The organism is Pseudomonas sp. rhizo25 (genome assembly GCF_031931935.1).
In the GTDB taxonomy this organism is placed as follows: domain Bacteria; phylum Pseudomonadota; class Gammaproteobacteria; order Pseudomonadales; family Pseudomonadaceae; genus Aquipseudomonas; species Aquipseudomonas synxantha.
In genome coordinates, this window is sequence record NZ_JAUJXA010000011.1 from 18,068 (window position 1) to 31,343 (window position 13,276).

General features: G+C 58.4%; 15 protein-coding genes. 5 read left to right on the top strand and 10 right to left on the bottom strand.

The window, feature by feature from the left end:
* Nucleotides 1–8: 8 nt before the first annotated feature.
* The 3 genes from QZR30_RS21100 (at nt 9) to QZR30_RS21110 (ending at nt 2,797) form a co-directional block, all read left to right on the top strand.
* Nucleotides 9–746, top strand: coding sequence for an NAD-dependent epimerase/dehydratase family protein (locus tag QZR30_RS21100; RefSeq protein WP_046069236.1), 738 nt, complete (start codon nt 9–11; stop codon nt 744–746).
* Nucleotides 747–755: 9 nt separating this feature from the next.
* Nucleotides 756–2,165 carry an MFS transporter gene (locus QZR30_RS21105; protein ID WP_046069237.1) on the top strand — a complete coding sequence of 470 codons (1,410 nt, stop codon included), beginning with the start codon at nt 756–758 and terminating at the stop codon, nt 2,163–2,165.
* A 134-nt stretch (nt 2,166–2,299) separates the two neighbouring features.
* Nucleotides 2,300–2,797 carry a hypothetical protein gene (locus QZR30_RS21110; protein ID WP_311904082.1) on the top strand — a complete coding sequence of 166 codons (498 nt, stop codon included), beginning with the start codon at nt 2,300–2,302 and terminating at the stop codon, nt 2,795–2,797.
* Between the two features lie 40 nt (nt 2,798–2,837).
* Here the strand turns inward: QZR30_RS21110 and QZR30_RS21115 are convergent, their stop codons facing one another.
* The 4 genes from QZR30_RS21115 to QZR30_RS21130 form a co-directional block, all read right to left on the bottom strand.
* Nucleotides 2,838–3,779, bottom strand: a complete 942-nt coding sequence (locus QZR30_RS21115) for an aliphatic sulfonate ABC transporter substrate-binding protein (protein ID WP_311904084.1) — start codon at nt 3,777–3,779, stop codon at nt 2,838–2,840.
* 61 nt (nt 3,780–3,840) lie between these two features.
* On the bottom strand, nt 3,841–4,350 hold the full coding sequence (locus tag QZR30_RS21120) for a sigma-70 family RNA polymerase sigma factor (RefSeq protein WP_046069240.1): 510 nt from the start codon (nt 4,348–4,350) through the stop codon (nt 3,841–3,843).
* Nucleotides 4,351–4,458: 108 nt separating this feature from the next.
* Nucleotides 4,459–5,250, bottom strand: a complete 792-nt coding sequence (locus tag QZR30_RS21125; RefSeq protein WP_311904085.1) for a phosphate/phosphite/phosphonate ABC transporter substrate-binding protein — start codon at nt 5,248–5,250, stop codon at nt 4,459–4,461.
* A gap of 9 nt (nt 5,251–5,259) precedes the next feature.
* Nucleotides 5,260–6,189, bottom strand: coding sequence for a fatty acid desaturase (locus QZR30_RS21130; RefSeq protein ID WP_311904086.1), 930 nt, complete (start codon nt 6,187–6,189; stop codon nt 5,260–5,262).
* Nucleotides 6,190–6,491: 302 nt separating this feature from the next.
* On the opposite strand from QZR30_RS21130, the gene QZR30_RS21135 reads away from it, so the two are divergent.
* Nucleotides 6,492–6,905, top strand: coding sequence for a GNAT family N-acetyltransferase (locus QZR30_RS21135; protein WP_311904087.1), 414 nt, complete (start codon nt 6,492–6,494; stop codon nt 6,903–6,905).
* Between the two features lie 130 nt (nt 6,906–7,035).
* Here QZR30_RS21135 and def read toward each other — a convergent pair whose 3' ends face one another.
* The 3 genes from def to QZR30_RS21150 all read right to left on the bottom strand — a co-directional run bounded on the left by def (nt 7,036) and on the right by QZR30_RS21150 (nt 8,898).
* On the bottom strand, nt 7,036–7,575 hold the full coding sequence (gene def, locus QZR30_RS21140; protein ID WP_046069244.1) for a peptide deformylase: 540 nt from the start codon (nt 7,573–7,575) through the stop codon (nt 7,036–7,038).
* Entirely contained in the window at nt 7,572–8,531 is a 960-nt protein-coding gene (locus QZR30_RS21145; protein WP_046069245.1) for a YihY/virulence factor BrkB family protein, read from the bottom strand. Before QZR30_RS21145 ends, def begins: the two co-directional genes overlap by 4 nt.
* A gap of 181 nt (nt 8,532–8,712) precedes the next feature.
* Complete coding sequence (locus QZR30_RS21150; protein WP_046069246.1) at nt 8,713–8,898, bottom strand: CsbD family protein; 186 nt, start codon at nt 8,896–8,898, stop codon at nt 8,713–8,715.
* Nucleotides 8,899–9,095: 197 nt separating this feature from the next.
* Here QZR30_RS21150 and QZR30_RS21155 point away from each other — a divergent pair, with 197 nt between their 5' ends.
* Nucleotides 9,096–9,473, top strand: a complete 378-nt coding sequence (locus QZR30_RS21155; RefSeq protein WP_024077075.1) for a hypothetical protein — start codon at nt 9,096–9,098, stop codon at nt 9,471–9,473.
* Nucleotides 9,474–9,530: 57 nt separating this feature from the next.
* Here QZR30_RS21155 and QZR30_RS21160 read toward each other — a convergent pair whose 3' ends face one another.
* Genes QZR30_RS21160 through QZR30_RS21170 form a run of 3 tightly spaced genes read right to left on the bottom strand, consistent with a single transcriptional unit; the run spans nt 9,531 to nt 13,252 of the window.
* Nucleotides 9,531–10,718: a multidrug effflux MFS transporter gene (locus QZR30_RS21160; RefSeq protein ID WP_057023847.1), complete on the bottom strand. Its 1,188-nt coding sequence runs from the start codon at nt 10,716–10,718 to the stop codon at nt 9,531–9,533.
* A gap of 10 nt (nt 10,719–10,728) precedes the next feature.
* Nucleotides 10,729–12,459: a thiamine pyrophosphate-binding protein gene (locus tag QZR30_RS21165; RefSeq protein WP_311904089.1), complete on the bottom strand. Its 1,731-nt coding sequence runs from the start codon at nt 12,457–12,459 to the stop codon at nt 10,729–10,731.
* Between the two features lie 13 nt (nt 12,460–12,472).
* Nucleotides 12,473–13,252 (bottom strand): phytanoyl-CoA dioxygenase family protein, encoded by a 780-nt coding sequence (locus QZR30_RS21170; RefSeq protein ID WP_059397456.1) that lies wholly within the window; start codon nt 13,250–13,252, stop codon nt 12,473–12,475.
* Nucleotides 13,253–13,276: the final 24 nt, after the last annotated feature.

A 13,276-nucleotide genomic window follows, 5' to 3' on the forward strand; every position in this document is an offset into this window, starting at 1 on the left:
GACCCCACGTGAACGGACTCAACGTACTACTCACCGGCGCCTGCGGCAGAATCGGCAAGACATTTTTCCAAGCCTCGCAAGACCGCTACCGCTTCACCCTCACCGACCGCATCGCGCCGGATTTCGACCTGGGTGGACACCGCTTCGTACACGCCGACCTCAGCGATAAATCCAGCCTGGCGACCCTGCTCGAAGGCATCGACGTGATCGTGCATCTGTCGGGCATCCCCCACGCCAGTGCCTCGTTCGACGAATTGCTGCCCAACAACATCCTCGCCACCACCTACCTCTTCGAAGCCGCCGTGGCTGCCGGCGTGCAGCGCCTGGTGTTCGCCAGCAGCGCACAAACCATCGAAGGCTATCCGGTCGACCGGCAGATCACCCCCGGCATGCAGGTGATGCCCGCCAACCTGTATGGCGTGAGCAAATGCTATGGCGAGGCGTTGTGTGGCTACTACGCGGCCAAGACGCCGCTGTCGACCATCGCCCTGCGCATCGGCGCTTTTGAATTCCCCGAAACCCACGACCTGAACAACGCCCGCGACCTCAGCGCGTGGCTCAGCCCGCGGGATGCCGTGCAGCTGTTGCAACGCTCGGTGGAAACCGTCGGCGTGAAGCACCTGATTGCCCACGGCATTTCCAACAACCGCTTCAAGCGTCTGGATTTGAGCGAAACCACGCGTGTGCTGGGCTACCAACCGTTGGACGACGCGTTCCAGGTATTCGAAATTCCCGTCACTTACTGAGTTTTCACCATGCCTGCACACGCCACCAAAGACGGCCTCGACCCGCTCCGCGCCGCCCATATCAGCGCACGCATCGACCGCCTGCCCGCCGTGGCCACCATCTGGCGCCTGGTGGCGCTGCTGTCTATCGGGGGTTTTTTCGAGCTGTATGACCTGTTCCAGACCGCCTATATCAGCCCCGGCCTGATCAGCGACGGCATTTTCCATACCGGCAGCCAGGGCGTGTTTGGCTTCTCGGACCAGGCCGCGTTCGCCTCGGCGACCTTCCTCGGCCTGTTCCTCGGTGCCAGCCTGCTCAGCCCCATCGCCGACCGCTTCGGGCGCCGGGCGATCTTCACCTTTGCATTGATCTGGTACACCGTCGCCACGGTGCTGATGGGTATTCAAACCTCCGCCCTGGGCATCATCTGCATGCGCTTTCTGGTGGGCATCGGCCTGGGCATCGAACTGGTGACTATTGATGCCTACCTCTCGGAACTGGTGCCCAAGCGCATGCGCAGTTCGGCGTTTGCCTTTGCGTTTTTCATTCAGTTTCTGTCGGTGCCCGCCGTGGCCTTGATGTCGTGGTGGCTGGTGCCCCAGGCGCCATTCGGCGTCTCCGGCTGGCGCTGGGTGGTGCTGAGCAGTGCGGTATTTGCGCTGTTTATCTGGCAATTGCGCAAGCGCTTGCCGGAATCGCCGCGTTGGCTGGCACAGAAGGGCCGTTTCGAAGAAGCCGGTGCGATCATGGACAACCTGGAAACACGCTGCCTGAAAGATCACGGCAAGCCCTTGGATGAGCCGGAGCCCGAAGCCGTCAGCGTTCAAGGCCGCGGGCGTTTTGCCGATATCTGGCAACCACCGTACCGGCGCCGCGCCTTGATGCTCATCGTGTTCCATGTGTTCCAGGCCATCGGTTTTTTCGGCTTCGGCAATTGGTTGCCGGCGCTGCTGTCGGGCCAGGGTGTCAGCGTGACCCACAGCTTGATGTACGCCTTTATCATCACCCTCGCCTACCCGCTGGGGCCGTTGCTGTTTGTGAAGGTGGCCAACCGCTTTGAAAACAAATGGCAGATCGTCGGTTCCGCCATGGGCGCGATGATCTTCGGCAGCCTGTTCGCCCTGCAAACCAGCGCATTGGGGCTGGTGTCCTGCGGGGTGATGATCACCTTCTGCAATGCCTGGCTGAGCTTCAGTTATCACTCGTACCAGAGCGAATTGTTCCCCACCAATATCCGCGCACGGGCCGTGGGGTTCTGCTATTCGTTCAGCCGCCTATCTACGGTGTTCAGCAGCCTGTTGATCGGCTTTATTCTCGAACACCTGGGCACGCCAGGGGTGTTGGCGTTTATCGCCAGCAGCATGCTGATCGTGATGATCACCATCAGCTGGTTCGGGCCGCGTACGCGTAACCTGGCGCTGGAAAATATCGCCCACTGACGGCAATGCTTGGCCGCCAGCGGCAGCATGCTTGCCGCGGCAGCCAAGCCATTCTCAGTAAACATTGGGATTTGCACACACGGCACGCTATTTGCTCCAGCTGTGGCACCGACCATTTGCACAGGTGACCGATCATGCTGGTTAACAACAACACCCAAGCCATGTCGACCGTCCAACAGATCAAGCGACCCGACATGGACCCCGCCAACGCCGCCGCCAGCGCGTTGTACAGTGGTGCCCTTCAGACTGCGCAGCAGAACATCACAGTGCCAGTTGCGCAGAAGGAACTGGACAAGGCCAGCGATCGCATTGACGAAGCGTTTGCCAAGACCCGTGTGCAGCTGCAAGCCACTGCGCCGAACAGCGATGTGCCGGCCACCAGTGTCGCCGGTTCAGCACGCAGTGAGTTCACCGATTACATGACCAAGACCCCGGCCGAGCGCATTCGCGATCAGTTGCTCAAAGAACGCGGCCTGACACTGGAGCAACTGAACACCCTGCCGGTGGAAGAGCAAAATGCCTTTGCCAAGGCAGTGTCCGAGCGGCTCCAGCAACAGCAACAGCAGCAGGTTGCAGCAAAGACGGCTGACCCACAGGCGCAGACCGTGAAAGAGACCCTGGCTGCGATCTAGTCGCCCAGGGGATCCATGACCTGATGCCGACCTGTAGGCGCTATTGGGGCTTTAAGACGACTTGCTGCACATCGACCTTTTTCGGGATCAGGCCGTTGGCAAAAAACAGGTCCGCCGTGCGCTGCTGATTGGCGACGTCGATCGCCTGCAAAGGACGGATCGGCGCGGGCGAGCGATGCTCGAAGTAGCTTTTGACCACCGCCGGTGGCAGGCCAAGGGTGCCGGCCATCAATGCAATGCTTTCATCGGGTTGGTCGAGTGATAGTCGCTGCGCCTTGCCGAGGGTCTGGATAATGGTGGCAATGGCTTGGGGATGTTGCTGGGCGAACGGACCGTTGACCACAAAGAAACTCCCAGCCGGGTTAAGACCCTGACCATCACCCAGCACGCGAGCGGAGCCGTCGACCACCGCGGCCGAGTAGTACGGGTCCCAAACCACCCAGGCATCGACCTTGCCTTGTTCGAAGGCGGCACGGCCGTCGGAAGGTGACAGGTACACCACGTTAACGTCCTTCCATTGCAAGCCGGCGCGCAGCAGGCTCTTGAGGAACAGGTTGTGTGCGCTGGACCCCTTGAGCAACGCCACGCGCTTGCCCTTGAGCTCGGCGACGTTCTGCACCGTGCTGGCCTTGGGGACCAGCACGGCTTCGGTCTTGCCGTCGTTGGGCTCGACGGCAAAGTACTGCAAGTCGATGCCAGCCGCCTGGGCAAAGATCGGCGGGATGTCGCCGATATTGCCGATATCCAGGCTGCCCGCATTGAGCGCCTCGATCAACGGCGGGCCACCGAGGAATTCGGTCCATTGCACCTGGGTGCCGGGCAGCGCGGCTTCGAAGAGCTTGTGCTCGCGGGCGAGCACCATGCTTACCGAACTTTTCTGGTAGCCGATTCGCAGGGTGGGAGGTTCGGCGGCGAGCGCAGGCTGGGCCAGGACGGTGAGCGCCAGCAGTGAACCACCTAGCAGGTTTTTCAGTTTTTTCATGGTTGCCTCATGGTCGTGATCGTGGGCGAGTTAGCCGTGTGCAGTGAGTCAGGCGTGGTGTTCATTCCAGGCGCAACCGCAGGCGACCGTTAAGCGCGCGGGCCATGTAATCACTGACCGAGCGCGGGGAAATTCCCAATTCGGCGGCGATCGCGGGATACGTCAGGCCATTGAGTCGGGACAACAGGAACGTCGCCCTGACCTTGGCCGGCAGGCCGTCGAGCCACTGGTCGACGACTTTCAGCGCCTCGCACGTCTGGGCCAGGTTTTCGGGGGACGGAACGCTGAAGGCTTCATCGTTATCCAGGACATCGAGATAGGCGCGCTCCAGGTCACGTCGCCGCCATAGCTGATACATCAGGCGCTGGGCAATGGTAGTGAGCAAGGCGCGAGGCTGGCGGATCGGGGCGACGTCGAGTGCGCTCAGGAGCTGGACAAAGGTGTCGGCGGCGATGTCTTCGGCGTGTGCACGGGAATCGAGTTGACGATACAGGCGGCTGCACAGCCAGGCGTAATGGCTGCGGAACAGTGCGCCCACGTAGTCGCGGTGAGAGGTGTCGGCGCCGGACATAGTGGCTCCTGTCGAGTAGGTTGCGCGTTATGTCCGGTGTTCCGGTGGAGCAATCCTAGCAAAGCCGCTTATTCTTTAATAATATTAAAAATGCATTTTAATATAGCTTTATTGAATATTCGTGTAACCAAGGCTTGCGGCTTGCCGTTGGTAATCCAACAACACCTGATAGTCGTCCTCGCTGGCGGGGAGCACGGCTTGCACACCGAGGGTTTGCACCACCTGCGGCAGGTCTTGCAACGCCAGGTTCATGGCTTCGCGAACCTGCTCCTGCTGCGCATCGCTCAAGCCCAGCGGGCCGATATAGGGCAAGGTCGGGCTCGACGCGCTGCGGGTAACGATGCGCAAACCCGCGACCTCTTCGGGCGCGAAACGCGCCAGGTAGTCATAGGTAATGCTGTCGATGGCGGCGAGGTCAGCGCGGTCTTCGCGCAGCCAGCGCAGGCTCTCACGGTGGGCGCCGCTGATGGCGATGCTGGCGAAGAAACGCCCATCGCGCTGCAACGGTGCCAGGCAGTGGCGCAGTAGGTTCATGCCACTGTTGGAGTCGTGGCCGTTGATCACCCCGCGGCTGTTGTAAAACTGCGCCAGCATAGTACGTGGGTTGTCAGCGCGGCTCAGCAACAGGCTGCAGTGTTCGCCATTGCTGCTATGGGGTAGCTCGTAGCGGGGGCGACCGATAACGCGTACCTGGCCGCGCAGTTGGGTCATCAGCGGGTAGCCGCAGGTTTGGGCGACCAGCAATTCAGGCGCCAGCCACAGGCTTGGCAAGTCGAGGTGGTCGGCGTTGAGACGACGCAGGCCCAGGCGTTCAAGGATGCGCGCAAGCCACTGTTGATTGGCCCGCTCGATGGGCTCCGGCGCGACATACATGCGCAACTCGGCGTAGTGCTTACTCATGGGCATATCTCAGGCAAAGGGGTGCCGAGGGCTGTCGATGGCCTTGAGGCCGTGGCGACTGATCAACTGGCCGTAGCCTTGCACCAGGAACCCACCGCTACGCGCCAGCCATTGCTCGCGACGGGCGCGATATACCGTGGGTAGCAGGTACCAGGGAAGTTTGGGCAGGTCGTGGTGCACCAGGTGCAGATTGTTGTTGAGGAACAACCAACGCCAGGGCCAGGACGCTTCGTTGAGCACCGTGCGTTGTTCCGGCCGGGGATGCGGGCGGTGTTCATAGTAGGAACGGATCGACGCCAAGGACATGGCCGGTACGCTGACCAGCAGCAGGTAATGCCACACCGGCAGAACGCTGTAATGGGTGATAAACCCCAGCATCAACAGGGTCACGACGCCGTGGGCCAACCACATCGGCCAAACCTCTGGCAGGCGTTGCCATTGATCGTGCACCAACCGGCTGATGGCCAAGGGTGCCGCCAGCAGCAAGCGACCGACTACCGTCTTGGTCAACCAATGCACGCTGCGTTGCAAGCGCGAGCTGGCGTCCCACTGCTGTTGGTTAAGGTAGCGGCTTTCGGGGTCGATGCCGGGCAGGGTCAGGTCTTCGTCGTGGTGATGCAACAGGTGGCTGTCGCGGTACAGGGTGTAGGGGTACCACACGGCAAACGGCGCGTAGCCGAGCAGTTTGTTCACCAACGGGAAACGGGTGGGATGGCCGTGCAGCAACTCGTGTTGCAGCGACAGCCAAAGGGTCACCAACGGGATCAGCAACAGAGTGCTGCACCATAGGCCCAGCCAGTGGCTGGCAAGCAACACACCGAACCAGCCGATATACACGCCGAGCACCAACAGCCAGGTGGGCCATTCGGTCTTCGCGGTAAAACTTGCAGCCAGGGCCTGGATTTCCCGGCGGTGGGTCAGGTCAAGGTAGTTGGCCATCGGCAGCTCAGAGCAGGTGTTTCCCACTCTGTGCCGCGAAGCGCGCAAATCTTGCAGATCCTTTGGTACTAAGCTTGTAACTCAGTGACCGAACAGGCCGGTCTCGGACTTCTTGGCTTTCTTGTCCGCGCGTTTTTCATCGGCGGTCTTTGCCGGTTTTTTCTTCGCGGCTTTCTTTGAATCCATACCTTTGGCCATGATGCATGCTCAACTGAAAGGGGATGTAGCACTGGGTATACCACCTATTGCCCGGCAGAAGGCGCTTATAATCCCCGGCCCTTGATAATGCTGGCCAGAAGACCATGCCCGAATTGCACATCGAACCGCTGGCAGAGCCCCTGTGGCCACTGTTGAACAAGTTTTACCGCAGCCACAATTCCTCGATGAAGGCCCTCAAGGGTGGACGCTTGTGGGTAGCTCGCGACGGCGAGATCGTGGCCGGTTTGTGCTTGAGCCCGGTGGTGGGTGGGCAGTGGCTGACGGGGGTGTTTGTCGATCCGGCCTATCGCGGCCAGGGGTTGGCGGCACGCTTGATTGAGCAGGCGGTAGCCGGAGTGGAGGGTACGGTGTGGCTGCTGTGCCATCCGGATCTGGAGGGGCTGTATCAGCGTATGGGTTTTTCACAGGACACCGTCCTGCCACAGTCTCTCAGTGAGCGCCTGGTGCGCTACAAACGCAACAAGCCGATGATTGCGATGGGGTTCTCAATCACCTGAATGATGCAGGACAAAAATGTGGGAGGGGGCTTGCTCCCGATGGCGGAGTGTCCGTCGCTGAAATATCGACCGGTCCACCGCTATCGGGAGCAAGCCCCCTCCCACATTGGGATCTCAGGTAGCCTGGTGTTTATTCGTCAGCTGTTGGGGCCATTTCCGGGAACATGACTTCGATAAACCCGAATTTGCTGAAATCGGTGATCCGCGATGGGTATAACCGGCCAATCAAATGATCGCACTCATGCTGTACCACTCGCGCGTGGAAGCCATCGGCAAATCGTACAATCGGTTCGCCTTTGGGATCGAAACCTTCGTAGCGAATTTGCTGGTAACGGTCCACCGCTCCACGTAAACCCGGCACAGACAGGCAACCTTCGTAGCCCTCTTCCAGCACCGGGCTCAACGGGGTAATCAGCGGGTTGATCAGGATGGTCTGCGCCACCGGCGGCGCGTCCGGGTAGCGCTCGCTGGCTTCGAAACCAAAGATCACCAGCTGCAGGTCAACGCCAATCTGCGGCGCGGCCAGGCCAACTCCACCTACATGTTCCATGGTCTGGAACATGTCGTCGATCAGTTGCCACAGCTCCGGGCTGTCGAACATTTCCGGCGGCACCGGCGAGGCGATACGCAGCAGGCGCTCGTCGCCCATTTTCAGGATTTCACGGATCATCGCTCTGGCACTTCATCAGGGGTGGGCTTGGAGTGGTCCCGGCCTAGGCCCGAGACGTGCTGTTTTTCACTGGTGTCACTGGGTTCGTCGAATTCCTTTTCACCGGGCTCCTTGCCTTCGGCGGACATGTGTTCGATCACGGCATTCATCTCCGCGCCCAGCAGCAACACGGCGGCGGAAATATAGAAGTACAGGAGCAGGACGATAATCGCGCCGATACTGCCATACATGGCGTTGTAGTCGGCGAATGTCTTGACGTAATAGCCAAAGCCAAGGGAAGCCACGATCCACACCACCACGGCCAATACCGAGCCTGGAGTGATAAAGCGAAACTTCTGCTCCACGTCAGGCATCACGTAGTACATAAGCGCCACGGCGAACATCAGCAGGATCACGATCAACGGCCAGCGCAGAATAGTCCACAAGGTGACCACGAATTCCTGCATGCCGATCTGCCCGGCGAGCCATTCCATGACCTGCGGGCCAAGCACCATCAACGCCGCGGCGGCCAGCAACATGCCGGCGATACCCACGGTGTAGAAAATCGACAGGGGGAAGCGCTTCCAGATCGGCCGCCCCTCGACCACGTCGTAGGCCGCGTTCATCGCACTCATCATCAGGCGTACGCCCGCAGAGGCGGTCCACAGCGCGATGACAATACCCACCGAGAGCAGGCCGCCCTTGGACTGCTGCAACTGGTCGATCACCGGGTTGACCTGCTCCAGCGCCTGGGGAGGCAACACCAGTTCCGATTGCAGTCGCAGCCAGGTAAAGAAGTCCGGCAGGTGCAGGAAACCGATCAGGGCAATGAGGAACAGCAGGAAGGGAAACAGTGAGAACAGCATCTGGTAAGCCAGTGCCGAGGCGTAGGTAGGCATCTCGTCATCGACGAATTCCTTGACGGTGCGTACCAGCACCTTGTGCAGCTTGAGACCTTCGAGTACCGGAAAAATCATAGCGTCTCCTTTCGCCGCAAAGAGGTTGAGTTCGTGGGCGACTCAAGGGCCGTTTTCTACATCAAAGTAGCCCATTTGGCGACTTTGAAACAATTTCCAAAGTTTAGTTGCAACCGCTCACATAAAAACGGCCATCCGTGGATGGCCGCAGGGCTGCGAGAAACCAGCCGGCGAAACAGGATTATTTGGTGGCTTTCTTTACCGCGTCCTTGGTATCGCCGACCGCTTTCTGCACTTCGCCTTTCTTCTCTTGAACCACGCCTTCAGCGCGCAACTTGTCGTTGCCGGTGACTTTGCCGACACCTTGCTTGACGTTGCCGACTGCTTCGTTAGCCAAACCTTTTGCCTTATCCGATGCACTGCTCATGGTATTTCTCCTGGAACAATCGAGGGTTTCGGTCATTACGTAGAGGTTGACCCGGGGCCATGTGGCAGAGTTTCAATTATTTTCGGCAGGCATTTCATCGCAGGCCGCAGGTTTGGCTTTATGTTTTGCCCCCAACCCACGAGAATGCCCGGCACATTCAGGCTACACGGCTGAATAACAGATCCCGTAGGAAGGTTATGAAACTCAATAAAGCGCAGGCCATTGCACGTAGAAACCAGGAACTGGGCGGTGCCGTACTCGGCGTCAACAACTGCCACTTCACCGACCTGGACCGCAAACGCAACATCTGGTGGTTCGACCTGCCAGTGGCGCGGATTGCCGTGGGCCAGTACGAGTGGATCCACCTGTTGATGCACAACGCCGAGACCGACCAGTTGCTGCACCTCAAGGTGCCGACCGTGTTCCTGCGCGAAAAACTCGAAGGCCTGGTGGTACGTAATGCCGGCAAGCGCAAGCCGGAGATTACCCTGGAGCTGAGCGCCGACAAAGATTCGTTCCTCAAGGATGTGCGCCCGGCGGGTGCGGGCGTGAACTTCGCGCAGTTCGCGCTGTAACCTGGCAGGTAAAGGGCCGTGGGCGAGAGCGTTACGCCCTCGCACCTTCGCTCCTTTTCAGGCGGTTGCCACGGACCGGCTGGCAATACGCTGGGCCAGGGCGATGGCGAACAGGCAAAACAACGCCATGACCAAAATTCCCAGCATCAGTCCCATCGCCGTGCTGGTGTGCCCCTCAGAGAAAAAGTACAGCGCCAATGCAGCACCGGCCATCTTGATAGCCCCCTGCAGTGCACTCCCGGTGCCGGCGTGTTTGGCCTGGCCATGCAAACTGATCCCCAACAGCAGCGGTGAGGACAACCCACAGCCAAGGGCGACCAAAAAGCCGTACACCACTATCGCCGGCGCCGTGACCAGGTTGAATGCCTGGAGCACCAGCGGCGCAAGCGCTGCCAACCCCGTCAGCGCAACCAGGGACGCCATCAGGATCCGCTCAGGCGAGTAGCGATTCAAGAAACGCTTGGTCAGGTAAGACCCCAGGACAATACCCGCAGAGTAGCCAACGAATAGCAGGCCGTTCTCCTGGCTCTCCAGATGGAACTGCAGCTGATAAATAAACGGACTCGCGGTGAAATAGCCGATGGTGATCGCAAACAGCACCGCGGAAACCAGGCTGTAGACCATGAAGTTGAAGTCCCGTAGCAGCACCTTGAAGCCCTCGAGCCGCTTGGCAGGCACACCGTGGAGTGGAGCCGTTTCAACCAATGTAGCTTTGATAAATACCGCGCCAAGCAGCGTGATCAAGGTGAGGGCGTAGAAGTTGTATTGCCAGGGTAGCGCTGCAGTAATAAAGCCACCCAGCACGGGCGCAATCGCTGGCGAAACCTGGGACGCCATGGAAAAAACCGTCAGTGACTTGGACAGTTCGGTTTTATCCTTGAACGTATCGCTCAAGATTGCCCGGCTTATTACGGGGCAACCGCCAGCACCGATGCCGGTCAACAAACGAAATAGATAGAGCGCCTGGATACTGTCTGCCGTCGACGTCAAGTAATTGCCCAAGGCGCCAAGGGCCAGGGACACCATAATCACCGGCACCCGCCCTTTTCTATCGGAGATCGGCCCATACACCAGTTGCGACAGTGCAAAGCCCGCAAGATAGAAAACCACCAGGCTTTGGGACTGTGCGTCCGTCACCGAAAATACCCGTGCGATTTCGGGCAAGGCCGGGTTGTACAGGTCGATTGAAAACAATCCCAATACCAGGATCAGGCAGGAGTTGGTGATGACCATTTTTGAATTCACAACAGGCTCCTCACAGTAAGGGGTGATCTTTCAGGCGTGAGCTGTATTCGCTGTTGGGCGTGGCATGTCGCCCGTCGCACTTGATTTCAATGAGATGAGGCCGAGCCGCGCTCATGATGCTTTCAATACAATCGTGCAATGCCTCTGGGGTACTGACGCATGTCGCGCTCACGCCCAGGCTCTCGGCAAACAGGCACCAGTTGTAGTCAGGGATTTGCGTCAGCGCAGGCAAGTTATCTTTGTTATTGAAGTAACTTGCCGAATACGACCTGTTGTTGAACACGACAAAGACGATATTCAACCCATGTTTGGCGGCGGTGGACAGCTCAAGCCCTTGCATCAACATGCAGCCGTCACCGGTAACCACCATGGTCTTGCCATGGGCACGGGCGAAACTTGCACCTATGCCCGCAGGGATACTCCAGCCCATCGGGCCCAGGGTGGTTGCCGATAAATAAGCGCTGGGGCCGCGGGCGGTCCAATAGTGACCGAAGAACGAGCGATGCGATCCCGAGTCGACACACACCACGCCATCACTGGGGAAATACGACTGCAGCACGGGGATATAGGCCGCGGGATGGTCTGCGATATTGCCTGTGGCCTTGGCATCGACCGGATAATGCAAAGGCACCCGCTGAAGATCATTCGACCACTTGGAACGACTTTCCTGTGTGGCGGCCAGCTCCTCTGCATGAACCTCGCAAACCAGGCGCAAGAACCCATCCCCCGTCGCCACCACGCCGTGATCGATATCGAGAAAACGCCCCAGGTAATCCGGGCTCTCGTCCACCTGGATAGCACCACATGCCGGCCTTAACTCATGGGACCACAGCATGGTGCTCCATTGAGTGGTGTCGAGCCCCAGTAAAATTACGCCATCCACACCGTTCTTGAAGGCTTCAATGGCGCGTTTATTTCCTGAATAACCGTAAACCCCGAGTGCATTGGGGTGGTCTTCCGGAAACAGGCCTTTGGCGCTCAAGGTGGTGGCGACCGGGATCGAAAAACGATCGGAAAACGCCACGAGCGCGGCTGCCACCTTGGCGTTCTTGCAACGCAGCCCCGCGAGAATGACGAGATTGGTCGAGCGCTTGAAGACTGCCTTGATCGCAGCACTTTTGATCTTTTCGACGGCAAGCGCTTGATTGCTCCACGACTCCAGTACGCTTGGAGCGATATCAACGCGAGTCATGGACTTTTCATACAGCGCTTCTTTGCTGACAGCCAGGTAAGTCGGGCCTTTTTCCACGCCCCTCAATAGCCGGACCGATTCGCGCAGAAAGGCCGGCAAGGGTTGCCCGGCCTTGACTTCAAGGGCACTGCGGGTGATGGGTTTGAACACATCGCACAGATTGACGCCCGTTTGGCTGCCGTCCTGGAGCACGTTCTGCATTTCCAGGGAGGAAGCAATCTGGCCTGACAGCAGCAAGACCGGTTGGTGATCGGTATAGGCAGACACTATCCCAGTTAACGCATTGGTGACTCCCGGGCCGCCGATGACCAGGCACACCCCGATTTTTTCACTGGCCCGGGCATAACCTTCCGCCATATAAGACGCACCTGTTTCGCAGGCAGTGACGACCGGCTCAATCTCCAGCGTTCCGGAACCATCATTGGGATAACAACGCATAAAAGCATTGATCAGTTTGCCGGGCACCATGAAGAAGTGCGTGACGCCAAAAGACTGAAGTTGGCGAAGAATGTAATGTGCACCGGTTTCGCCAGTACTTTGCAAGTCCATTGCAATCCCCTGTTCAGATTTCAATAAAAGCGATGCTTTCGCGCTTCATCTTCAATACGGCATCCTGAGAAAAAGAGGATGGGTATCGCACATTGGGCATATCGGCAAAATACGGCTTAGGGCTATTCGGCAAATAGTCGGACACATGCAGACTGCGTTCTGCCCGTGCGCGCAAGTAGGTAATATAGGAAGCGTTATGCTTGGTCGACGCGGAGACAGTCCATTGAATGGCCAACTTCGTCGCCACGGGTGTTTCATCGGGTGCGCTGCTGCGGTGAGTAACTCGATTATCCCAAATGACCAAGTCGCCAGCCTTACTCATGACGGTGCGCTCAAAGGTCGCAGGGTCGGCAAGCCTGAGTTTGACTTCATCCTTGCTGAGTTTATGCGAACCGGGTAATAACGTAATACCGCCGCCCGCGACTGAGTCATTATCTTGAAGATAATAGGCACACTGCAAAAACTCAGGAGATGCACTGGGCTCAATTACTTCTTCAGGCAGAAAATAAGCATCGTTATGCCAAGGTATATAAACACTTTCACGCACCGTAAAATTGGGCAACAAAGAGAAATCCGACTGGAATATCTCCTTGATAGCGTCGACGGCTCGGGGCTCGAACAGCGCGTTGATCATGTCACTGAATTGTAGAAAGGCCGTTGGCAGCAGCGTGCTTTGCTGAGTCTGCGCCAAACTGCGAGTATAAGTCTCACGCAATGTGGCCACTTGATCGCTGGAAAGAACTTTCGGAATAACGACATACCCTTCTTGTTGAAGCTTTTCTCGATAATTCATGTTTTATAGTCCGTTATAAAGAGG